The organism is Natronobacterium gregoryi SP2 (assembly GCF_000230715.2).
GTDB classification, from domain to species: Archaea; Halobacteriota; Halobacteria; order Halobacteriales; family Natrialbaceae; genus Natronobacterium; species Natronobacterium gregoryi.
The window spans coordinates 15,527-37,395 of the sequence record NC_019792.1; the positions used below are offsets into that span (position 1 = coordinate 15,527).

Genomic DNA, 21,869 nt, shown 5'->3' on the forward strand with positions numbered 1-21,869 from the left:
ATGGGAGACGAATACCGAATCGAAGAGGATAGCCTCGGCGAGATGGAGGTCCCAGCCGACGCCTACTGGGGGGCCCAGACCCAGCGTGCGATCGGGAACTTCCCCATCTCGGGGATCACGTTCGGGCGACGGTTCGTCCGTGCACTCGGTGTCGTCAAGAAAGCCGCTGCACAGGCAAACCGCGACCTCGGACTGGTCGAGGACGACGTTGCAGAGGCGATCGTCGAAGCCGCCGACGAAGTCATCGCCGGCGAACACGACGACCAGTTTCCGGTAGACGTCTTCCAGACCGGTTCCGGAACGTCGTCGAACATGAACGCCAACGAAGTCATCGCCAACCGTGCTGCCGAGATCGTGGGCGCGGAGATCGGTGACCGGGTCGTCCACCCCAACGACCACGTCAACTACGGCCAGTCCTCGAACGACGTCGTTCCGACCGCGATGCACGTCGCCTCGCTCGAGGCCCTCGAGAAAGACGTCATCCCAGCCCTCGACACCCTCCGAGAGTCCCTCGAGCAGAAAGAAGAAGAGTTCGACGACGTCGTCAAAACCGGCCGCACGCACCTCCAGGACGCGACGCCCGTTACGCTCGGCCAGGAGTTCGGCGGCTACCGTACCCAGATTGCCAAAGGCCTCGACCGAGTCGACAAGGTACGGGATCATCTCGCCGAACTCGCGCTTGGCGGCACAGCCACGGGGACGGGACTGAACACCCACCCCGAGTTCCCCGGCCGCGCCGCCGAGTACATCACCAAAGAGACCGGCGTCCAGTTCCGCGAGGCCGACGACCACTTCGAGGCACAGGCCGCCCACGACGCCATGAGCGAAGCCCACGGTGCCCTGCGCGTGGTTGCGGGCTCGCTGAACAAGATCGCAAACGACCTCCGGCTGCTGGCCTCCGGCCCCCGTAACGGCCTGGGCGAACTCGAACAGCCCGAGAACCAGCCCGGCTCCTCGATCATGCCCGGCAAGATCAACCCGGTCGTCGCCGAGGCGGTCAACCAGGTCCACAAGCAGATCGTCGGCAACGACGCCGCCGTCTCCGCCGGCGCTGCCGAGGGCCAGATCGACCTCAACCTCTACAAGCCCGTCCTCGCGCACAACTTCCTCGAGTCCGCGGAACTGCTCGCCAACTCGAGTCAGGTCTTTGCCGAACGGTTCGTCGACCCGCTCGAAGCAAATCGTGAACACTGCGAAACGCAGGTCGAACAGTCGATGGCACTCGCCACCTCGCTGAACGTCCACATCGGCTACGACAAAGCCAGCGAGGTCGCCAAAACCGCACTCAAAGAGGACAAGACCGTTCGAGAGGTCGTCCTCGAGAAGGGCTATCTCGACGAGGCGGAAGCCGACGAGGTGCTCGACCCCGAGAAGATGACCGATCGCGGTATCCTCGGTCAGGACGAGTAACCGCGCCGTTCGCTCCCGAGTTGCTGTTTTTCGATTCGGTTTCGTCCGATCGCCTGCCGCCCCGTGTCGCCACGTCGTCACTTTTTCCTGGAGTGGCTAAGGCGGACCATGCCTGCACTGGTGTGCCGATCCTGATCGTGTTGGCTAAATCGGCGCACCGACCAACGGCTGGAAGGGTACTCACTCCATCGTGACAGAACCCGATGTACTCGAGTTTTAGTAAATGGTTTTTCTTGAACGTCTTCCGTTCACGAGCTTGGAACTCAAACCGACACATAGGGGCCTACTCACCGTAGAATTCAGCGCAATAAACAAATCCAAGCAGTTTTGATGGATGCTCGCGTCAGACGAACTATGCACACCTGTCGTAACTGTAATCAGTCCTTCCAGACCGAACTCGCCCTCGAGTTACATCGGGACACCTGCAAGAAGGGACAACTCTTCTGTCAGGTCTGTGGCGACCGGTTCCGGGAGACAGCGGCAACCCAGGATGGCTGGCACTACGAGTGCCCGAACGAAGACTGCGACGGCGAAGGCCTCCAAGACGCCCTGTATCGGGTCGAAGACGTACGGACTACGACACACTGAGGCAAAACGCTGTAATGGTTTACCGGCGCGACCGCAGGAGCGCGCGGTCACGCCGGAACTGACGGACAGTAAACCGTATGATACGGTCTCTCCCGTCCGCTTCGTTACCGCCGATCGCCGCCCCGCTCTGGCGATCGGCTGTAACTAGTTACGGCAATGTGCCACAGTGTCCCCGCTTCGGGTCGCAATTTGGCCGGCACTGGCTGGCAGCAAACCGTACGATTCTCCGACAGTCGCCGACCGGAACGTCCGTAAAAACGCTCGTACCGAACTCCACGTCGATGGGAACTGTGCCCCAACATTATTGTCCGAAGACTCGGGCGCTCGAGTATGGCCTACTGGCACCAGCTTCTCGAGGTTGACTTGACAGCCGGCGACCACAGCACGGCGGAACTCTCCGAGGAGTTCGTCCGCACGTATCTGGGTGGGGCAGGGTTTACGACGCGACTCCTGTACGACAGGGTCGGCCTCGATGTCGACCCGCTCGACCCGGAAAACGTCCTCGCGGTCGCTCCCGGCGTCCTCGTCGGCCCGTCGGTTCCGACGGGCTCGAAGACGACCTTCGGGTTCAAGTCGCCACTGACCGGCGGCTACGGCAAGTCGCTGGTCGGCGCGAAGATGGGCGATCAGCTCAAACGCGCAGGCTACGACGCCCTGACGATCACGGGTGCCTGTGACGAACCGTCCGTTCTCGTCATCGAAGACGACGACGTCCGTCTCGAGCCGGCAGACGACCTCTGGGGGCTCGACACCCGGGAGACTCACGACCGACTCGAGGAGCGCTACGGCTCCGCGTTCCGGTCGGCGATCATCGGCCCCGCCGGGGAACACGAGTCCCGTATCTCGATGATCGAGTGTGAGGATCGCCAGGCCGGCCGTGGCGGTCCTGGCGCGGTCATGGGGTCGAAGAATCTCAAGGCCATCGCGGTCAAAGGCTCCACGGACGTCCCGGTCGCCCGTCCCGACGAACTCGAGGCACTCAACCAGAAGTGGCGACTCGAGACGACCGGTCGCGGCGAGATCGACATCTCGGGTACCGGCGACGCGTCGGTCGACGTCCAGTACGGAACCGGCGAGGCTCTGGACGCGAAAAACACCGCGCTGGGGATCTTCCCGACACGTAACTGGCAATCCGGCTACTTCGAGCGGGCGTACGAACGGCTCGAGGACCCCTCGGAGGACCGCATCTCGCTCGATCCCCGGTCCTGGACCGAGGAGTACGTCGACACCAAACGCCCCTGTCCGTACTGTACCAAGCCGTGTAGCCAGTACTTCGAGGCCGAAGACACCCAGTACGGCGACATCGCGGTCGACGGCCCCGAGTACGAGACCCAGTATGCGCTCGGTGGCAACGTCGAAGTCGACAACATCGAGGCCGTCTCGAAGGCCAACGAGATCTGTGACCGGCTCGGACTCGATACGATCGACGCCGGGAACGCGATCGCGTGGGCGATGGAAGCAGAGGAACGCGGACTGCTCGAGAACGTCGACACCGACGTCGACCTCGAGTTTGGCGACGCCGACGCCCTCCTCGAGACGCTCCGGAAGATGGCCCGTGCAGAGGGCGCACTCGGGGAACTGCTGATGGACGGCCACGTCCGTGCGGCCCGACGCGCCGGCGGCGGCGAGGAGTTCGCCGTCCACGTCAAGAACCAGGCCCCGGCCGGGTTCGAACCCCGCGGGATCAAGGGGATGGCGCTTGCGTTCGGCGTCTCGCCCCGCGGAGCCGACCACCTCACGTCTTGTCTGTACGCCCTCGAGATGAACGGCGACTTCTGGGAGTTCGAGAACTACGACCGCACTCGCATGGACGGGAAATCCCTCGCGCTCAAGTCCATGGAGGACCTGATGGCGGTCTACGACATCACCGGGGTCTGTAAGTTCACTCGCGGGCTCACCCTCGAGGAAGGTGTCCGTGAGTTGGTCAACGCGATCACCGGCTTCGACCTCTCGCGGTCCGAGCTGCTGACAACGGGCGAGCGGATGTACAACCTCTCGAAAGCGTTCAACGTCCGTGAAGGGTTCGATAGGGACGACGACAGGCTTCCGGCTCGGTTTACGGAGGAGGTACCGAACGGGCCAAACGAGGGCGAATCGATCGACGAGGAGTCGTACGAACGAGAGCTGGATCGGTACTACACGGCTCGTGGCTGGGATGCCGACGGCGTGCCGCTGACCGAGACGCTCGGCGCGCTCGACCTTCACGACGTCGCCGAGGATGTCGGCGTCACGAACGAAATAGCGGTCGGCCAGTAGTCTTGTGCCGCCTTCTCGGTCGCGAGCGCTCGTATTCGGTTTCTTTCCGCACACCTGCCGATCACGAGAAGCGTCGGGTGTTGAATTTCGCTTGTCGCCTCGATTTCCGTTCGATTACCAGGTGGCTCCCGAACTTCGATATAGCGACATGAGATTTAACAGGGCCACTCACGTCCTCAGCGGTCTCCTTCTCGCTGTTCTCAGCGAGCCCCTGCAAGCCCCAGCCTGGCCCTTCTGTTGCGTTTGCGAGGCCGAGAGATAGTTCTTGGCGATTTCAACGCTAACTCAAGCTCTGGCGTCCGAGAAAAGACACTTTGACGACGCGTGAGCTCCCCGCTGTGTTCTATCGAGTTGGCCGTTCTACCGAAGGGGTCGTGTTCCGAGTTACGAACCCCACGATGTCTCGAGTCACCGTCGAAGCAGCCAAACTCGTCCCGACTGCCTCGACAGCGGTAAGTGCACAGATTGGTCCGAGGCCACTGGCTGTAGCGAGGTCGGACATCGGTTAGAGGATGTCCGCTTTGTTGACTCGAGCCACAGCAGTGGGTGTGTCACCTGTTAGCGCTCACATCTCGACCGAGCGCCGGTTTGTGCCGTCGGTCCTCCGCCCAGCCAGGGGTTACGACACCAGGCTTCTCGGCCGCTCGACGGTCGTGTCATCCGCTCTCGACTCGATGAGGACGGTTCCCCCCAAAGGCCCGACAGATTTGGGCCAGCCGACCGTCGGAGCACGATTCTGGCGGCTCGTGGTTGGCACAGAAAGAGCTCTTCGATCGAGGTCGAGATCACTGCTCGAGTGAACCAGAACCCACTACATCGATGTCGATCTCGGGCTCGGTGGTGCTGTCTCGATCTCACCGGGCGAAGCCGCACCAGGTGGCGTGTCTCGCGCTCTATTGGCAGGCCAGCGTCTCACACTTCGCTTCGGACCGTTTACATTGCTGAGCGAGTCGGGTGCCTCGACCCGAGTGTGCGGAAGTAACATTTGGTCTTCGTCGTGAATCCCATCGGAGGGCCAGTACCAGTCGGAGACCGAACGTCTCGGCCGAACTCTCCTCGCGACCATTCCACACTCCGATGGTCTTTCAGGCCTTTCACATCCACCTGCTTCGGCCTCGTTCGTTCGAGACTGTCACGGATGCCGACACCACTCCTCGTCCTCGTGTCCAATCGACCGATCGTATCACAACCTGGAATCGTTTGGCTCTCGCCCACCCCAGTCTCGAAGTCGTCGAACGGACTCGGGCCAAGAAACTAATGCCAAATAGTGGTACCACAATTCAAAGAACTATATCTCTAAATGCGGGTCTTTTCCATTTTCAATCTCGAATTGAAGCACCACACTTGGCCAAAATAGAGTTCTGGTAGTTGGTATAAGCTTACTTAGCCCGAATAACGGGAAGATTGAAGGTCACGGCGTTTAATCGGTCACGTATGAACGACTCTACAGACACCTCCAGGAAGACCGTCAAGACCTACGTCCCTGCCTACCAGAAAGCGGAGTGGCAGTCCCACGCCGACGACCTCGACATGAGTCAGAGCGAGTTCGTCCGGACGATGGTTCAGGCAGGGCGCGCAGGGTTCGAATCTGGTCGCGAGGAACCCGACTCTCCCGACCCAGACCCCAGGGGTAACGCCCTCGAAACACGCATCCTGAAATTACTCGGGACTGACACGTACGACTGGGACGAGTTGCTCGAGGCAGTCAGCGACGACATCGAGTCACGACTGGACGAGACGCTAGAGGAACTGCAGTCACGAAACGAGATCAGGTACAGTGGTCGTCACGGCGGCTACACCACAGTCGGTGATACCGATGGCAACTGATCCACGCGCTACCGAAGCCCCCAAAGACGTGTCAGATCCAATCGAGTACTTCCTCGACGATCAGCGCTACCACGGCAAGAGCGAACGCACCCTCGAGGCGTACGACCGGGTGCTCCACGAATTCAAGGCGTTCGTCCGGAATCGCTTCGACGAGGTCGAACGCCTTCGTGACGCCGACCGCCGAGAGTGTATGGCCTGGGTTCACTCCCTGCGCGGAGAGTTCGAACAGAGCACGATCGCCACCTACGCCTCCTATCTCAACCGCTTTTACGACTACATGAACCGGGTCGGCGTCTTCGAAGAGAACCCGATGGCACTGGTGATGGAAGAGATGTCAGAATCAATCGACACCGATCCGACCCGACGGGATGTCTCCGTCTCCGAGATGCAAGCGTTCGTCGACTCGATCACACACCCCCTGGAGCGAGCGATCGTCGTCACGCTATTGAAGACGGGGATTCGCGTCGGCGAACTCTGTAATCTCGATCTGCAGGATCTGCACCTCGAGACGCCTGAAATCGACCTTGAGTGGGAGCCACGTGTCCACTTGGACCGTCGGCCGGGTTCGATCTTCGTCTCTGCCGACCCGACCCGAGGGCAAAGCGTCAACGGCGAGGTACGGACCGCCTCGAACAAGCGAAAGCGCGACACTGTGATTCCCGTCGACGACGAACTCCGATGGGCGCTGGTCGAGTGGCTCGCGCTCCGGCCGGACGCGGTCTCTCCGGCCCGACCCCTGTTTCTCGACACTGGCGAATCGTGGGGACAGCGCCTCGAGCCGTCGGACGTCCGCTACATCGTCAAGAACCACGCTCGAGAACGGGGCTGGTACCGGACCGGCGGCGGCACGACCGAGAACGTCACGCCCCACTACTTTCGGCACTTCTTCACGACCCATCTTCGAGATCGAACGGGAGATCGAGGTATCGTCCAGTATCTCCGCGGAGACGTCGCAAGCGACGTGATCGACACCTACACCCACAACTGGGGTGATCGGGTTCGTGATACCTACCTCGAGTGTATCTACTCGGTCACAGAGTAGTGCGATCGGCTGGAATCCCCGTTTCGACTGTCGTGAGGCAATCTCTCCTACTCGCACGACCTACTCGTGATCGATCGCCACCTGGTAAATCACATACCGCTATATCAATGCCAGGTTCTGAAGTCAGGCACGTCACGGATAATCGGTTGGATTTCTCAGCGCGTCTGCGGACTCAACGCTGAATCCTTACCAGAAGTAGATAGTACTTCGATTTATTTATACAGTCTTATGCCTGAATCGAAACGGACGATTCGATAACTACGTGTGCGTACTGAGCATCAGAAGGACAGAAAACCTATTACCCTTTACGAGAAATATATTGTATGGCACAGAACATCATCGAACGAAACTTCGTTGTGAGCTTTCTCCTCGGCTTAGGCGTCATCATGATGATGGCATTTGTCGGAGAACGGCTTGCAATTGGTCTGCTAGAATACGGGGTTCCATACGGAGAATGGATTGGTGTCGGTATCGGAGCAATTGCTGTCTTTATCACATTTGCAGCGGTGTACACTCGCTTCGATTCAGTCTACGGAAATCGACTGTAGCTATTTCTCGTTTAGCTTAACACCTGTACTGAGCGATGCGTGCCTCCTGAGACATGGTGAAACGAAACGTGTCGATTTGCTCACTACAGGTGCGAATTTATCGATTCTACAAAAGACTTATAGGACTATAGACAATAGTGATAGGTGTGGAAGATTGGAGACTTCGTGATACGGTGGGGATTTTGATAGTCCTCGGAGTGACGCTCTCCGCAGCAGCAACCCTAGAGGGTCTCGCGCAGGCACTCGTGATACTTGTCGGGGTTGTTATCGCATTGCTTTGGATAGGGAACTTCTTCCTTGAAGGATATACAGACACTCTCGAATCGGGAAGTGCTAATTCCTAAATATTTCATTATATACTGACTGATTTAGAACGTTCACTTCTTCTCCCGTACTTATCTTTCATCGAGTACTCGTAAAGACGATATGAGAACTTCTATAGCACCATCATTTCACACCTATATTCAGACAAAAAGCATAATTTTAACATTATGTATTTCGTTTTAGCAAGTTGTGTCGGCAATTCAACCTGCCCAATCCCCGTTCGACCACGATAGGTTCTTCACATTTACCGTCAACGACGAGACCCACAATGGAAGCATCCACTTCCTTACCCACTACGCCGAGAAACCTGATTTTGTCGAAGTTCTACGAAATTCCTTCTTTCGAAACGAAACCTACGATGATGCCCGCGCTGACTGGCATCGGAACACCACGTCTTTTCATGCGTGGGTGAAAGCACACATGCTTCGGCTTGCGTGGGACTGTCAAGAGACACTTCTCCACCACTTCCTCAAGTCTTTTCCTACCGTTTGCCGCGACTTTGGCTTCCCCGTCGAAAATAACCGTGACACGAGTGGAGCGCCGAGCCAGTCACGGCTCTGGGAAATGTGGAACCAAGAATTCACTGACGTACAACGTGAATACGTGCGAACAGCCACGGAGGAAGCCCTCGCCTTTGCCCGCGAACAAGGTATTCCTGCTCCTGACCCCGTGTTTCGACCCAAGGAACGCGATATAACCTCAAAGCGGAGTAAACAACGTCTCGTCGCGGAGAAGACCAAGGAAGTCTGGCAACAGGCCAAACCGTTCGTCACGGATACGTTCTACCTGAAACGGGCCGAAAACAGCGTGATTCATGAGAACGCGTTCTGGGAACAACATGCGTACATGGGTATGCGCGAGAATATGTACGCCCAGAGTGGTCAGCACTCTTTCTACATCGACTCCCAGCGCGACCGCACGCCGAGCGCGTCGAACCACCGCTATCAGATAGGGAAACTCACTGTCGAGGAAACGCGCTCGATGCTCCATGAAACCACTCGGATGCTAATCTCCCGCGCCCGCCACAACTCCGAACTCGTCGGCAAACTCTGGGCTGCAATCGACATCACAAAGGGAAATCCGTGGACAGGCAAAGTCGAACGGGACGAGGACAACAATATCTCTGAGGATTGGATTCTCGGCTACAAAGACGGTGAAGTGTACTACCAGTGGGCAACTATCCAGATTATTGGGTACGACATTCCACTCGTTCTGGACGCGGTTCCAGTCAAACGCGGGATGGAGCGAGCCGACATCGTGGATAGTTTGCTGGAAAATGCGCTTGACCTCGTAGACGACATCGAACTTGTGATGATGGACAGAGAGTTCGATAGTGCGGGCGTGAAAGACGCGTGCGACAAGCACGGTGTCTACTATCTTAACGGCGCACGAAAGTACCAGTCAGAAAGAGCGACGTGTACACGGCTCTGCCGCTCTGAGAAGACAGTTCACATTGAAGAGGAAACAGTTTCAGATGGTCCGAATCGCAAGCGGATGTACCTCCCGTCAAGCGCGAGCAACGACTTCGATATGGAGAACGAAGATGGAGGTCATGAAACGGAGGAGAGGACAGACATCCGTGAGAAGATGCGTGACGACCTCAGCGACCTCGGTATTAATCTAAATGAAGATGATGCTCAGCAGGGTTTCAGTTCTCTCACGAAAGAGATTCGAGAAGATGAGGCAGATGAACCGACAGTAGGGAGTAAAGAGGATGCACAGGAGTACGCGCTGTTTGAAACGAACCACCCGAGCGTGACGCTGGATGATGACGACAGCGAGACTGAGCGTATCCACATGGTTGAGCGGATGGTTCGTCGCTATCGCCACCGCTGGGGCATCGAGAATGGCTACAAGCAAATCAAGACGTTTCGTGTCCGCACGACGAGTAAACGCCACACGTATCGGTTCTTCAATTTCGTGTTTGCGTGCGTGCTGTACAACGTCTGGCGGCTTGTGGATTTGCTTGTAAAACTCGCTATTGAGGGTGAAAATTCGACATACGAGCCGTGTGTAGACGCCAATCAGTTTCTCACCGTAGCGAAGAAATACTACGGTCTTGACCCGCCCGACTAATCAGAATCGTTCCGTGTCCGCTGACTCCTGAGCGGCGGCGCTGTTCTGCATCCCCTGTTTTGACGGATTCTCGCCTGTTCTTGTAGTGGCCATTCTATTCTTCTCTACCATCTGTTTCGTACAGATATATTGACGTGAGTAAAACAGTCACCCAACCGATTATTTGGCTATATGCCTGCCTTCTACAGGTTCAGCTAATGGAGATACCTCTTTGACAAGCACGGCTTCGTTCCAGCGATAGAGCAACCGAATCGGCTATTAGACGGCACGGTCTAGTGCTTTGGCAAGCCTGAACGGATGAGTGAAACCGAATGCGGTCGTCTGGGTTCACGCAGCAGTCGACGCTTGGCGGAGTACTAGTACCGCCCCAACCGTCGACTGACGGGTCGAATCGGGCCACACCGCCAGATTCGACTCATCAGTTCAGGCTTGGCCCGCCACTAGTTTAGCACCTCGTCAGGTGGTGTTGTCCATCGAGCGATTGATGCGGTCTCTGATGGTCGTAGTACTACACAAACTGCTCGATCCATTTGCGGGCACTCTGCCGACTGCTCACCCACGAGTTATGGAAATCGATCCCGGAAGCCCAGGCGTTCGCCCTCGCCACGCACACGACAGTCGGCTGCTGACAGACGACGGAGATGCCCGATCGTTTGCGAAAGACCAGGCCGTGACCGTTGTCGGGTCGGTTGGCGTTCTGTTGGCTGCAATCGCTGCTGGGAAAACCGATGAAGCCACTGCTGACGGGTGGCTGTCGACGTGGATCGATGAGATCGGTTACTACGTCCCGACCGGACGATTTCCGAGTATCGATGACGGGCTTGCTTGATATTCGAAACACCTGATTAGTGTGATCGTAAACACGTCTATTACAATGAGTGAAGCCGACAGACGACTATCCGAAGAGAGTGACAACGGTTTCTAGACCTGTACGCATCTGTTGGTGTATGTCAACGACCGCTTCGAGGTCATCGAAGAGATCGAAACGGTCGCCGATCTTGAACAGCACTACACTGACGAGCTCCGCCCGCTTCGAAATACGCTGTACAACGAGTCGACAACGGACCTGATAGAAGACTTCGTCGAAGAGAATCCTCCCGACCTGGCGGAGGCTGATCTCGAACAAATCGCAGCGTGGACTGACTTCGTCGTCGGGGAGTTCGTCGTCGCCCGCTATCGCGAGGACGACGCCATCTTCCTCGATTGGACAGAACCGCCGCAAGTCTACGCAGTCCGCCCGGCTCGGCTTCCGTTCGCTGAACTGTGGGACGAGTCGGCACTTCCAGTCCCGGTTTCGAGTGTCGTCCTGTTGCCGTTCGAAGGCGAAATCGTCTACGATGGATGGATGGATCGGTGTCAAGAACATCATCTTCGGAGGTTCGCTCAGTACTGACATCGACGACGAATACGAGGAGGCCAAACATCGCTTCGGCATTATCGACTCCCTTCCAGCACCCGAAGAAGATCAAAAGACGGACGCCGAGGAGTTGCGCTTCTATATGAAAAACAAGCGCAACCGGGAACGATACGCGTCAGAGATCGGGCAGTTGCGGGAGAGATCCGACGAACTGGAGCGGATTTACAATCAAGAGCGCTCTTCGGAAGCAGATTGTTGGTCGAACAGAGCTGGCGCTGTGAAAGCGTAGCGGGCAAGGGTGATGCGTCAGCATCACCCGACTATGTTCCCAGTTGAAGTGTTTCGCTCAGAGGCGAGCGCCGCGAACCTGCTGGAGCAGGTTCGCTGGCGCGAGGGCCTCCAGTGCCCGCGCTGCCAGTCTGAATCGGTGATCAAGTACGGCAGCTATCGAGAGTATCAGCGGTATCGCTGTAAAAATTGTGGACGCACGTTCAACGACAAGACCGGCACGATCTTCGCGCACGCGAAGATCGGCCTTGACAAGCTGTTGTTCGCGTTCTACTCGTTGCTCCGATTCAACACGAGTATCCGCCAGTTAGACGCTGAAATTGACGTCTCCTACCGATCGCTTCACCGGCGCGTCGAGCGTTTCGCCAGAACGCTCGACGCGCCTCAGCTCGATCTCGTTGGCCCCGTCGAGATCGATGAGTTCTACGTTTCTGCCGGAAAGAAAGGCCGCGAGCGCGACCAGGAGTCGCGCTCGCGTGGTCTCTCGAAACGTGGCAGAGGAAACTACGACGAAGACAAGCCACCTGTGTTTGTCCTCGTTGATCGCGGTAGCGATCAGCGATACGTCATCCCGTCGAAATCCGCCGACGAATCGGCTGTGCGACTCCTCCTCGATTCCCACGAGGAGGAGTCGCTGACAGTCTATACCGACGGCTTTCGTGCCTACGACCCGTTAGAGACGGACGAAACGTACCAGCGAGAAGCGGTTATTCACGGCGAGGGAGAGTACGTTGATGGAGATGTACACGTGAATACGTGCGAGAGCCACGCGTCGCTGGCGCGACGGTGGCTCTCGCCGCATCGAGGTATCTCGAAGGACAAACTCACCACGTATCTCAGACTCTTCGAATTTCGTCGGAAAATCCTACGCAAACCCGGTCGAAAAGCCCTGAAAGACATCGTTCGAACTGTTCTCTGACTCACCAACAATGTCCTTCACAAGAGCGATCAAGAGATGGGGAAACCCCGTGCCCGAAGCTTGGGACGTGAACTACGCGAGTTGGGCCTTGATGAAGCCTATGTAGCAATCTACGACGATCGAATCATCACCAGTGCCCCCTCCGAATCCGAGGTTCGCAAGCTACTCGAAGAGATTATGCCCGCTGGAAAGGCTGACCACCCCTACATCTACTACTTCGATCCGTGAACGAGAGTCCACAGTTTACGACTGGAGTTGCGTGACAGTCGACGCGATTTCGCTTTTGCTCGGTTCGCTGGAAAACTCGAACACTCTGTCTCCGACACCGAAGGCGTATCTTCGGTAGGAGACGTCGATGTGAACCCAACATTCGATGTCACTGTCTGTCGCCTCATACTCGACTTTACTTGTATTCTCTCCGTGCTTCAGCACATCGAGCAGGTACTCTTCGATATGTGGCGCATTCGCGATTCGCAAGAGGTGGTCGGCAGCGACGTTGTCCAACACGTCTGCTGGGGTTTCGTATCCGTCGCCGACGAGATAGAACTCGCCGTCGTACTCGTGTGACCCGATCTGAACACGAAGTGCGTACGTTTCGGCCATATCAGTGGTTTCGACGAGCCACATATCAGAGTGTCTGTTAAGAGCCGACCCACCGGTGGCCGTATCGTGAACAAGATTTAGTCGGAATAGCACATAACACTGTATATGTCTTTCACCGCCAACTGGCACACGCTTCTCGAGGAACTCGACGACCTCCCCGAGAGTGCGACACTCATTACGCCACTTTCCCATCAGCGATTTCGGATTACTGACGTGCAGGACGCCCGCGTCATCATTCAGTTCGAAGACAACGACGAGACGCGGCCGCTCCAGCGCGACCAGTTCGGAACGCTCTATCGACGAATTGAGGACGCTTCTGGCGGGTTTAACCTTGACCGTTTCCCACCGGATGCCGACCCATACCCGGCGGTGTGGAGTGTCCATCCACAGTTCGAGGTCGATGAAGACGCTGGTGTCATCACACAATCAGAGGTTGCGACGGCAACGCAGGTGATGGGTGTAGAGCAGGGACCAACAGACGAGGACCGAACAGAACCCGACGGACTTGCTGTCTACTCGGACGCACTTCTCCTCATCGATGCACTCGAGCGTCACGATGTGACTACTCTCGCTGAACTGGAGACGGACGCGTTAGTGAATCTCTACACCCTGCTTTCGGATGTCCAGCGAGATGCTAACGACTTCCGAAAAGAGATCGCAGATGTCCTCCTCGCCCGACTCCATCACGACCGTCCGGTTTCTGGGCAGTATGGCTCCGTCCAACGGACGAGTCGCCGTAACCGTTCGCTCAAAGACGACGCGGAAGTGCTGGAATGCCTCGAGAACGCTGGCATCGACCGCGAACGTGTGCTGAGCGTCGACCGTTCGAAAGTCGATGAAGCGCTTGAAGTCACCACGCTCTCCGAATCCGATGTGTATGAACTCGAAGAAAGTGAATACGTTCGCAAAGCAGAGGTCGATGAAGACGTCAAAGAGTCTCGATTGCAGGGATTGAAAGACCGCCTTGCTGCCAGCGAGGACGACGAGGCGAACCAGCTTCGAGCGGAGATCGAAGAGCTCGAACAGCGTATCGACGACCTCACTAGTTTCCGCACGGGAGCGGAGATGGAAGGATGACTGCCTATCGCTTTCGCGTCAAGTTCGATCCCGATCCGACGTCACTGTGGCGGGACGTCGTCGGCGGCGCAGACAGTACGATCGCCGAGTTCCAGTCGGCCATCAACCCTGCAGTTGGACTCGATCAGGGCCACCTCTGGTTCGTCGGGGAGGATGAAGACTACTGGAACAGCGCCGTCAAATATCAGTGCCCGCAAGAGTACGAGGAGTCGCTTGGTGGCGATCCGATATTGCGTACCGAGCGGATCGAGAACGCCGGTGAGGTGACGATCGGCGAGATGACCCGACAGCTCGGTCTCGAACAGTACGATCGCATCTGCTACCTCTATGACTACGGCGACGAATGGCGGTTTTACGCAATCTTGAAAGAAATTCTCAGCGATGAGTCGAGCGACAAACCACCGGAAATCGTAAAAGAAAAAGGCGAGTCCATCGGCGACCAGTACGACGCGCCAGGAACCGCTGAAAACGATTCGCGGCTCCCTGATCCGCTCTATTCAGTGCTCCCTGAAGCTGCTGTCCCCGTTGTGGATCTTCGTCAGCTGGAGACGCGAGATGGTATCGCCCACGTCATTCCACTGCTCAGTCTCGAAACGGGGTTCGGGGCGGTCTGCGAGCGGTTCGCGCTTCAGTTCGAAAATAGGGGATACGTCCTCGAAAACTTCCAGCCGGGGTGGCAGGTCGTCGAGGAAGTTGAGGGAGTAGACAAGACGGAGGAAGAACTCCTCGCGGCCCTTGCGGACGCAGTGCGCGAGTGGCACGCTGAAATTGCGGACATCTCGGGTGCGATGACGGGGCGGCACTTCGACGAGGAGACTGTCGAAGCGATGCACGTCGAACTAGAGGCGGAACTCGAACGCAAGGGATACGGCCACCTGTAGTCTGCCCTCTTGATTGTCCGTCGAAGAGAACGAGTTCTTGGCTGTGAACTGTCCAGCGTCTCGTAGTGGCATCAACCAGTGGGTCTCGCCGGAGTGTCTTTCGTCGGATCGCCCGGAAACCGCACGTCGGGTGGCCGGTGTACGACTCGACACCGGTGTATGACCGGAGTTCGCTAAACCCGCCGTAGTCTCAATGTAGTGAATTCCAGGCTCGGGAACCGACCGCATGACCTGATCGGCTCCGACGGTTATCTGCTCACAGCCAGTTCCGTCTCGAGATCCGCTCCGTCCAACAGCGAGCGGACCCTGGCGACCGACGTCGTGACTTCTGGCGGACTCTCGAGTAGAACCGTCTCGCTGGGAAACAGTTGTTCGCCCAGCTCGAGACCGTGTTCGCGGGCGGTCGAGCCGGTGACGGTGAGGTACACGCCGACCCCGGTTTCTGCGATTGCAGCCTCTTCTTCCCGGCCGTCATCGGGATAGCAAAACTCGACGCCGTCTACCGTCTGTGTTCCGAGAACGGCACGGACCAGTCGCTCGTACCGCGGTTCGATACACAGCGAGCCCTCGTACGCGTCGAGAAACGCGCGGTCGAGCGACGCTGACGCCGGCGCAACCGCTGGCGTGGCAAGCAACGTGTGATAGACCGTATCCCCGAGCCCAGTTACGACCTGAACGTCTGTATCCGCGGGATCGATCCGGGCGTTCATGTCCGCAATCCTGTCGATCGGTTCGGGACGGAGTTCGACGACCTCCTCCAGGATGAGGTCTGCGCTGTCAAACGCGAGCGCGACTTCGTGCGTCCGAAGCGCCCGAAACGGCTCCTCGCGGCCGATCAGTTGCACCTCGGTGTCGTCCGCGACGCCGTCGACGCCATCGAGCGGGATCGTGACACTGTCGAAGACAATCCGGCGAGGATGGCCGGAACGAGTGTCTCGGACGAGCGTGTACTCGGGTTCGGTCGGATCGTCGACATCACTGTACTCGGCGAGGCGGCGGTAAACGTCCGCCGGCGACTTCTCGAGTTCGTTTTTCGTTCGTTCCTTTTCGTTGCGAAGCGTCGACGTTACGTCGTCTGCGAGCTTCGACGCGTCGAGTCGGCGTGCGATCCGGTCCAGGACCGACTCGAGCGGTCGTCCTTTTCGAGGAACTGCGATCGGGATCCTCTCGCCCATCGATGTTCGACCAGTTCTCGACTGTGGACGGATAAACGAGTTGTGCTCCCAGGCAAATTCGCCTATATTACTGGAAAAGAGTCAGATCAGTTCCCCGAGAACATCGATCCGAGCTGATCGCGCCACTCTCGGAGATCCGTTACGCTCTCGCGGACGTCTTCGAGTTCGGATTCGATCTCCTCGACATCGTCCTCGAGTGCTTCGAGCTCGTCGGTGACATCGGTAACATCGTCGACCGTGTCGGTGACGTCCGCGAGTTCGTCTTCGACGTCCTCGATGTCGCGCTCGACAGCCTCGATGTCGTCTTCTACCCCGTCAGTTCGCTCAGCCAAGTCGTCGACCTCGTCGGTCACGGACTCGAGATCGGTTTCGACATCGTTGGTGCGGTCGTCGATCACATCGACGTCGTCCTCGAGTTCGGTCGTCCAGTCGGTAAGCGTCTCGACCTCGCCTTCTGTCTCCTCGAGGCGGTCGTCGGTTCGTTCGACCTGCTCGCCCATCGACTCGAGTTCCTCTTCGAACTCGGTCAGTTCGGTCCGGAACTCGTCGATGATGTGCTCCCCAGTTCCGTTCTCGCTGATGAACTCCTCGAGCGCGCTGGTGTAGGCTGCGACTTCCTCGACGCGGGACTGGAGGTGGTCGAGCTTCGCCAGGTCGGCCGGTGTCGGCTCGTCGTCTTCGTGTTCGGTCTCGAGTTCGTCCCGGAGCGTCTCGAGGTCGTCCGGGTCGACGTCGTCGTTTCGAATCTCTTCGGCGAGTCGCTCTGCGATAGACTCGTCCTCGAGGTCGATGGCAGTGGTTGGAGCGGTCGCAAGCTCGTCGGTCGCAGATGGTTCAGCGCCAGCGGCGCCAGGAGACGACTCGGGCGCGGGCTCGTCGGTCGCAGGAGACGTGTCGGCCGTCGGCTCGGGAGTGGGAGCGGAATCGGAAGGGGACTCGGTCGTAGTGTCGACTGTCACTGGCTCCCCGGTTTCCTGCTGTCGTGGCTCGGACTCCACGGGTTCCGTCGTGGTCTCTTCGGCTGTGGCCGTTACTCCTTCGCTCTCTCCGTCCTCGCGCTGGCGGTCAGGCTCCGGTTCGGCAGGCAACTCGACGCCCTTGCTTTCGTCTCCAGATTCGGGTTCGGCTTCGGCCTCGTCTTCGTCTCCGTCTCCGTCTCCGGATTCGGCTTCTTCCTCGAGTCCGAGATCGATGTCCGGCGCGCTTTCGTCGTCTCCGTCGTCGCTCGAATCGACTGGCTCGGCGTCGACGTCTTCGAGGTCGAGGTCGAGACTGCCTGCTTCTGGATCGGAGTCGAGATCGGACGCTGTCGTGGCTGGCTCTTCGTCGACTGCTGGCTCGGTGGTCTCGGGGGAGGCGTCTTCCTGGGAGTGTTCGTCCGACGTTTCGGCGACGGCTTCACCGGTCTCGCTATCTTTCAGCCCCGGGACGGACGCCGAGCCGCCGGAGATCATCTCCTTTACGGCACGGTCGCTGTTGCCCGAGACGATGCTGTCGATGACCTCGTCGTCGACCTCGTCGCTCGTCTTTCGTTGTTCGTTCGGGCTCACCTCGACGAGCGTCGGCTCCGTCATGAACTGGCCGGCAGCACTTTCGTCGTCGATCCGAATACCGTAGACCGTCACGAGCCGCTCGCCAGCCTCGAGCGTGTGAGTGAACTCGACGTGGTTGTCCTGAAATGCCGTCCAGTCGTCGCTGTAGTATTCGGGATGAAACCCGATTTTGTCCATCGGGAACGAGTCCGGGATCTCTTCTGAGAGGCGAAATTCGACCTTACTGTCGCGCCCGGACTCGATCTCGAAGCGGATCGCAGGGACGGGAAACTCTTCCGCAGTAAACGTCTTTGTAACGTTTAGCCCGTCGGCACTGACTTCGATGACGTCGTCCGCGTCGGCGATGCTACTCATGGGACTAACGTTACCGCACCATTATTATAAATGGTGCGGGGAACTGTGACGAATTATACGTCGGTCCGGTCTCCAATCTCGACGACCTCGAGTCGTTCGGGAGAGTCGAAACTCGCAGCGTGGTGGTGGAGGACGGTTGGGTCGGCGGTCAGCCCTTTCCACATGTCCCAGTGGCTGGGCAGCAGCCGGTCGAGCTGGAGGGCAGAAGCAGCCTCGACGATCTGGTTCTCGTCGTTGTACCAGCGGGTGCGCTTGGGTTCGCGGGTTTTCTTGTCTGGAATCTGGCCGACGGTGCCGAACGCGAGCACGCCGAGGTCGATGTCGTACTCCGCACCGATCCGGTCGAACGCGTCACCGGGCTTCGTATCGCCACCGTGGAAGAAGGTACCTGCCTCGTGTTCGATCACGTAGCTCACCGGGTGGGTCGCGTCCGGGTCGTGGGCGTCCTCGACGTGGATCGTGAACTCACCAACTTCGAACGTCTCACCTTCTTTGATAGCCGAAAACTGATCTTCGGAGACGTCCCACCCTTCGGTCCAGTTCTCGTCTTCCCTGGCGACGGCCAGGCTGTCGTCGGGCGCGTAGAACGTCGCACCCGTGTTCTCGAGGATCGGTGCCTGGCTCGGCCCGTGGACGTGGTCCGTGTGCTCGTGGGACGCGAGGACGGCGTCGGCTTCGGCGACATCGTCGGGGTCGAACGGTACCGGTATCATCCGAACCGTTCGTGGCGGATCGCCGAGCCCAAGATAGGGGTCGACGAAGACGGTCGTCCCTTCGGCTCCTTTGAGGACGAAGCCGTTGCAGCCGAGATACCAGACGGCCACACCGTCCGGCGTCGCTTCCTCGACGTCGCGTACGAGCCAGTCTCCCCAATCGCTTTGCATACTCGAGAGTGCGTGGACCGTCTGGGTAAGTGTTGTCGTCTCCGGTGAGAGTCGCCCGACCGCGCCTACGGCAACTACCGGACCGAAAAGACCTTTCGTGGCCGTCGGCGGTCCAGACGGCCACGCTATGCGTGTGCGTGCCCGGTTTGTCGCCCGAGTCGTCGATCCAGGATCGGCAGGCGACGTCACCCTCGCTCGCCGACACCTGATTCGAATCGGCGTCGTGCTCGAGCAGTCCTCCGTCGACCAGCGCCGCCAGGTGACCGTGGACGAGCGACGCGTGGACGCGATCGATCGACTCCTGGGTCACGTCCGTTCGGTCGTCGTCCCCTCGCGGGCGGCGACGGCACGGGCGAGTTCGGCCGCCGTCAGCGATCGGTCCGCGTCGCCGAGCACGGAGACGGCAGCCAGTCGTCGCGGCTCCGCGAGTGTGCGAAACGCCGCGTCGAGTTTGTCGCTCGAGGCGTCTGTTCGACCGGTGATCTTGGAACGGAACTCTGCGGACTAAAAAAAGTCCAGAACTGCTCGAATTGCGTCGTTCCAAGGCAATTTACCAGGTGCCGTGGAACGTATCGAAAGAGAGTTCCTCGAGCGGTTCGTTCCCCACTGCAATCTCGTACTCGCCAGGGGTGAGCATCGGTTTGTGGAACTGCGGCCCGTCGTCGGTGGTAATCCGCGGACAGCCGGTGTTGACGAACGCGTCCATGTCGAAGTTCCGGAGGCGATCTGGCGTGACCTCGTCCATCGTGATGAGGTAGGCGTCGTCGTTGTCGGCGAGGATCTCTTGGGCTTGCTCCCAGCGGCCCTGACCGATCTTGGTACAGAAGATGACGCCCCACTTCTCGGCATCCATCGCCTTGTGGACCGAGGCGTATCGCTGTTTCATGAACTTCTCCGTGTCGGCGACGGTGACGACGTTGTTGACGGGGTCGGCGATGACGACGTGCTTGTCGGGGTGTTCCATCGCCAGCCCAAGCGGGTGGAACTTGCCGCCACCGACGTACAGCACTTGCTCTGCGGGCACGTCCGCGCTCGCGTAGTTACAACCCAGGACCTGTCCCTCGTGGGTCAGGCGCTCGTCGCCGCGACGGCTGTGAACCTCGTACCCCCGTTCCTCGAGGAACTCGGACATCTCCTCGTAACAGTTCATGTGCTGGGCCGTGGTGACGAGGCCGACGCCTTCGGTCTCCTCGGGGTCCTCGAGAGTGTCGAGCGCTTCTTCCATGATCGGGAGTACCTCGACGTTCGAGAACAGCGGGACGTAGATCACCTTGTCCGTGTTTTTCATCGGTGAGTGTCCGAAGTGGACGAAGACGTCGGTGCGTTTCATCAGGTAGGTGTCGAGATCACAGGCGCCATAGCAGGGTTGGCCGGACAGCATGAAGGTCACACCGTCGCCTGCGAGTTCTCGAAGGTCGTCTGCCACCTTCGGTCCGCGGCGTTTCAACCCCTCCGGGAACTGCAACCCGACCGTCTCGGCGTCTCGCTCCTCGATCGCGTCGACGATCTGCTCGAGTTCGTAGTCCCACTCGCGATCGTGTTTGAGACGCATTCCGGTGTTCCGAAGGTCCCCTTCGGTGTACTCCGACTCCTGACTCATTGACCGCGTTAAAAGCCACGGACGTATAACGGCGGCGCTTTGTGGCTCTCGTTTTCGATCTTGGTACTGGCGACCCAACAGTCATAGTACTTGAGTCTAAACAGGGGTATAATGTCAGCTGCGGAGTCCACAGACGGGTATCTCTTCGACCTCTACCGTCGGTACATTGGCGAGCCGGAGGATCGGACCGACGTCTACGTCGGCTTCGGACTGTTCCTGGGTGGCGTTGGCTTCGCCGTCGTTGCCCTGCTGCTTTTCCTCTGGAGTACGACGTTCGAGGCTCGCTCGGCGGAGTACTTCGCCTGGGTCGAGCCGGCCTACATGATCGCGATGGTATCGGTACCGGTGGCGCTTCTCGGTGTCGTCGTGTTGTTGCCATCGGAACGGCGGATGCTCTATACGTCGATCGCTGGTGTCGCGATCACCGTCGGTGCCGTGGTCGGTTTCTACGTCGCCTACCCAGAGAACTGGCTGTACGGCGAGAACTACACCGTCGAAATCGTCGCAACCTACGCCGTCGGACTCGCCGGCGTCGCCGCCTCGACCGGCGCGGCACTGATCGCACATTATCTCGATATGGCCCAGACCGTCGACCGCCTCGAACAGGAGGTCGAGGAGACGGAGTCTGCAACGTACACTGACGAAGAGATCCAGCAGGACATCGACGATGCGATGGCAGATGTCGAACTCTCCTGGGGCGGCGTCGAGAAGAACGACAACACCCGTCTGACGTTCTCGGATCACGAGTTCGACGACGTCGAGGTCGACACGGACGCCGGAACGACTACCACGCGATCCACCGGAATCGACTCCCAGGTCGCCAGTCTCAAGGGGCTGAAAAGCGGTGAGTCGAAGACGACCACCTCGAGTGCGACTGTCGACGAGCAGACCGAGAAACTGCGCGAACTCCGCGAGCAAAAGCGGGCAGAAGACGAGGCTGCGACTGGAGAGACTGATGTGAAAGCCAGGCTTACTTCGATCGTCGACCGTTTGCGGGCGATCCTCGGTAGCGGGTAACAATACCTTACTTTCCAGCACAGACTATATTTACTTTTAATGCGAGATTGAAATTAATAGACATAGATTTATAATCCATCGGCCTCCTTG

The 21,869-nt window shown here is 58.6% G+C and carries 20 protein-coding genes and 2 pseudogenes; 16 read left to right on the plus strand and 6 right to left on the minus strand.

Annotated features, from left to right (window positions below):
* From NATGR_RS00070 to NATGR_RS00100, 8 genes are all read left to right on the plus strand, one after another.
* On the plus strand, positions 1-1,410 hold the full coding sequence (locus tag NATGR_RS00070) for a class II fumarate hydratase (protein ID WP_005579788.1): 1,410 nt from the start codon (positions 1-3) through the stop codon (positions 1,408-1,410).
* A 354-nt stretch (positions 1,411-1,764) separates the two neighbouring features.
* Positions 1,765-1,998, plus strand: a complete 234-nt coding sequence (locus NATGR_RS00075; RefSeq protein WP_005579789.1) for an HVO_2901 family zinc finger protein — start codon at positions 1,765-1,767, stop codon at positions 1,996-1,998.
* A 330-nt stretch (positions 1,999-2,328) separates the two neighbouring features.
* Entirely contained in the window at positions 2,329-4,254 is a 1,926-nt protein-coding gene (locus NATGR_RS00080) for an aldehyde ferredoxin oxidoreductase family protein (protein ID WP_005579790.1), read from the plus strand.
* Between the two features lie 1,434 nt (positions 4,255-5,688).
* Complete coding sequence (locus NATGR_RS00085) at positions 5,689-6,081, plus strand: DUF5805 domain-containing protein (RefSeq protein ID WP_005579791.1); 393 nt, start codon at positions 5,689-5,691, stop codon at positions 6,079-6,081.
* A complete protein-coding gene (locus tag NATGR_RS00090; protein WP_005579792.1) occupies positions 6,071-7,123 on the plus strand; it encodes a tyrosine-type recombinase/integrase in 1,053 nt (350 codons plus the stop codon). The genes NATGR_RS00085 and NATGR_RS00090 overlap by 11 nt, the downstream gene beginning before the upstream one ends.
* A 323-nt stretch (positions 7,124-7,446) precedes the next feature.
* Positions 7,447-7,671: a hypothetical protein gene (locus tag NATGR_RS00095; RefSeq protein WP_005579793.1), complete on the plus strand. Its 225-nt coding sequence runs from the start codon at positions 7,447-7,449 to the stop codon at positions 7,669-7,671.
* Between the two features lie 146 nt (positions 7,672-7,817).
* Entirely contained in the window at positions 7,818-8,015 is a 198-nt protein-coding gene (locus tag NATGR_RS19115) for a hypothetical protein (protein ID WP_139222415.1), read from the plus strand.
* A gap of 169 nt (positions 8,016-8,184) precedes the next feature.
* Entirely contained in the window at positions 8,185-10,071 is a 1,887-nt protein-coding gene (locus NATGR_RS00100; protein WP_015233175.1) for a transposase, read from the plus strand.
* Positions 10,072-10,511: 440 nt separating this feature from the next.
* Here NATGR_RS00100 and NATGR_RS19120 read toward each other — a convergent pair.
* A pseudogene (locus NATGR_RS19120) lies at positions 10,512-10,642 on the minus strand (integrase core domain-containing protein); the annotation flags it as partial.
* A gap of 10 nt (positions 10,643-10,652) precedes the next feature.
* Between NATGR_RS19120 and NATGR_RS20570 the strand changes: the two are divergent.
* From NATGR_RS20570 to NATGR_RS00125, 4 genes and pseudogenes are all read left to right on the plus strand, one after another.
* Positions 10,653-10,887 (plus strand): annotated as a pseudogene (locus NATGR_RS20570) (twitching motility protein PilT); the annotation flags it as partial.
* A 127-nt stretch (positions 10,888-11,014) separates the two neighbouring features.
* On the plus strand, positions 11,015-11,464 hold the full coding sequence (locus NATGR_RS20055; RefSeq protein ID WP_005579796.1) for a hypothetical protein: 450 nt from the start codon (positions 11,015-11,017) through the stop codon (positions 11,462-11,464).
* 286 nt (positions 11,465-11,750) lie between these two features.
* The gene (locus NATGR_RS00120; protein WP_015233176.1) at positions 11,751-12,635 is read left to right on the plus strand and encodes an IS1595-like element ISNagr10 family transposase; all 885 of its coding nucleotides are present in this window, start codon (positions 11,751-11,753) and stop codon (positions 12,633-12,635) included.
* 60 nt (positions 12,636-12,695) lie between these two features.
* A complete protein-coding gene (locus NATGR_RS00125; protein ID WP_216593082.1) occupies positions 12,696-12,863 on the plus strand; it encodes a hypothetical protein in 168 nt (55 codons plus the stop codon).
* 15 nt (positions 12,864-12,878) lie between these two features.
* Here the strand turns inward: NATGR_RS00125 and NATGR_RS00130 are convergent, their stop codons facing one another.
* Positions 12,879-13,238: a hypothetical protein gene (locus tag NATGR_RS00130; protein WP_005579800.1), complete on the minus strand. Its 360-nt coding sequence runs from the start codon at positions 13,236-13,238 to the stop codon at positions 12,879-12,881.
* Positions 13,239-13,343: 105 nt separating this feature from the next.
* On the opposite strand from NATGR_RS00130, the gene NATGR_RS00135 reads away from it, so the two are divergent.
* Together NATGR_RS00135 and NATGR_RS00140 are read left to right on the plus strand one after the other, a co-directional pair.
* Positions 13,344-14,315, plus strand: coding sequence for a hypothetical protein (locus tag NATGR_RS00135; protein WP_005579801.1), 972 nt, complete (start codon positions 13,344-13,346; stop codon positions 14,313-14,315).
* Positions 14,312-15,196: an IS1096 element passenger TnpR family protein gene (locus tag NATGR_RS00140; RefSeq protein WP_005579802.1), complete on the plus strand. Its 885-nt coding sequence runs from the start codon at positions 14,312-14,314 to the stop codon at positions 15,194-15,196. Before NATGR_RS00135 ends, NATGR_RS00140 begins: the two co-directional genes overlap by 4 nt.
* A 248-nt stretch (positions 15,197-15,444) precedes the next feature.
* Here NATGR_RS00140 and NATGR_RS00145 read toward each other — a convergent pair whose 3' ends face one another.
* The 3 genes from NATGR_RS00145 to NATGR_RS00155 all read right to left on the minus strand — a co-directional run bounded on the left by NATGR_RS00145 (position 15,445) and on the right by NATGR_RS00155 (position 19,162).
* The gene (locus NATGR_RS00145) at positions 15,445-16,371 is read right to left on the minus strand and encodes a hypothetical protein (protein ID WP_005579803.1); all 927 of its coding nucleotides are present in this window, start codon (positions 16,369-16,371) and stop codon (positions 15,445-15,447) included.
* Between the two features lie 86 nt (positions 16,372-16,457).
* Complete coding sequence (locus NATGR_RS00150; RefSeq protein WP_005579804.1) at positions 16,458-18,278, minus strand: hypothetical protein; 1,821 nt, start codon at positions 18,276-18,278, stop codon at positions 16,458-16,460.
* Positions 18,279-18,331: 53 nt separating this feature from the next.
* Positions 18,332-19,162, minus strand: coding sequence for an MBL fold metallo-hydrolase (locus tag NATGR_RS00155; RefSeq protein WP_005579806.1), 831 nt, complete (start codon positions 19,160-19,162; stop codon positions 18,332-18,334).
* A gap of 127 nt (positions 19,163-19,289) precedes the next feature.
* Between NATGR_RS00155 and NATGR_RS00160 the strand changes: the two genes are divergently transcribed.
* The gene (locus NATGR_RS00160; RefSeq protein ID WP_139222424.1) at positions 19,290-19,670 is read left to right on the plus strand and encodes a hypothetical protein; all 381 of its coding nucleotides are present in this window, start codon (positions 19,290-19,292) and stop codon (positions 19,668-19,670) included.
* Positions 19,671-19,712: 42 nt separating this feature from the next.
* Here NATGR_RS00160 and dph2 read toward each other — a convergent pair whose 3' ends face one another.
* On the minus strand, positions 19,713-20,762 hold the full coding sequence (gene dph2, locus NATGR_RS00165) for a diphthamide biosynthesis enzyme Dph2 (protein WP_005579809.1): 1,050 nt from the start codon (positions 20,760-20,762) through the stop codon (positions 19,713-19,715).
* A 111-nt stretch (positions 20,763-20,873) separates the two neighbouring features.
* Here dph2 and NATGR_RS00170 point away from each other — a divergent pair, with 111 nt between their 5' ends.
* Positions 20,874-21,779: a DUF7139 domain-containing protein gene (locus NATGR_RS00170; protein WP_005579810.1), complete on the plus strand. Its 906-nt coding sequence runs from the start codon at positions 20,874-20,876 to the stop codon at positions 21,777-21,779.
* Positions 21,780-21,869 lie beyond the last annotated feature (90 nt).

Excerpts from the sequence above, each read along its gene's own strand:
- NATGR_RS00070 (WP_005579788.1), top strand. The coding sequence starts at position 1 with ATGGGAGACGAATACCGAATCGAAGAGGATAGCCTCGGCGAGATGGAG.
- NATGR_RS00075 (WP_005579789.1), top strand. The coding sequence starts at position 1,765 with ATGCACACCTGTCGTAACTGTAATCAGTCCTTCCAGACCGAACTCGCC.
- NATGR_RS00080 (WP_005579790.1), top strand. The coding sequence starts at position 2,329 with ATGGCCTACTGGCACCAGCTTCTCGAGGTTGACTTGACAGCCGGCGAC.
- NATGR_RS00085 (WP_005579791.1), top strand. The coding sequence starts at position 5,689 with ATGAACGACTCTACAGACACCTCCAGGAAGACCGTCAAGACCTACGTC.
- NATGR_RS00090 (WP_005579792.1), top strand. The coding sequence starts at position 6,071 with ATGGCAACTGATCCACGCGCTACCGAAGCCCCCAAAGACGTGTCAGAT.
- NATGR_RS00095 (WP_005579793.1), top strand. The coding sequence starts at position 7,447 with ATGGCACAGAACATCATCGAACGAAACTTCGTTGTGAGCTTTCTCCTC.
- NATGR_RS00120 (WP_015233176.1), top strand. The coding sequence starts at position 11,751 with ATGTTCCCAGTTGAAGTGTTTCGCTCAGAGGCGAGCGCCGCGAACCTG.
- NATGR_RS00130 (WP_005579800.1), bottom strand. The coding sequence starts at position 13,238 with ATGGCCGAAACGTACGCACTTCGTGTTCAGATCGGGTCACACGAGTAC.
- NATGR_RS00135 (WP_005579801.1), top strand. The coding sequence starts at position 13,344 with ATGTCTTTCACCGCCAACTGGCACACGCTTCTCGAGGAACTCGACGAC.
- NATGR_RS00140 (WP_005579802.1), top strand. The coding sequence starts at position 14,312 with ATGACTGCCTATCGCTTTCGCGTCAAGTTCGATCCCGATCCGACGTCA.
- NATGR_RS00145 (WP_005579803.1), bottom strand. The coding sequence starts at position 16,371 with ATGGGCGAGAGGATCCCGATCGCAGTTCCTCGAAAAGGACGACCGCTC.
- NATGR_RS00150 (WP_005579804.1), bottom strand. The coding sequence starts at position 18,278 with ATGAGTAGCATCGCCGACGCGGACGACGTCATCGAAGTCAGTGCCGAC.
- NATGR_RS00155 (WP_005579806.1), bottom strand. The coding sequence starts at position 19,162 with ATGCAAAGCGATTGGGGAGACTGGCTCGTACGCGACGTCGAGGAAGCG.
- NATGR_RS00160 (WP_139222424.1), top strand. The coding sequence starts at position 19,290 with ATGCGTGTGCGTGCCCGGTTTGTCGCCCGAGTCGTCGATCCAGGATCG.
- dph2 (WP_005579809.1), bottom strand. The coding sequence starts at position 20,762 with ATGAGTCAGGAGTCGGAGTACACCGAAGGGGACCTTCGGAACACCGGA.
- NATGR_RS00170 (WP_005579810.1), top strand. The coding sequence starts at position 20,874 with ATGTCAGCTGCGGAGTCCACAGACGGGTATCTCTTCGACCTCTACCGT.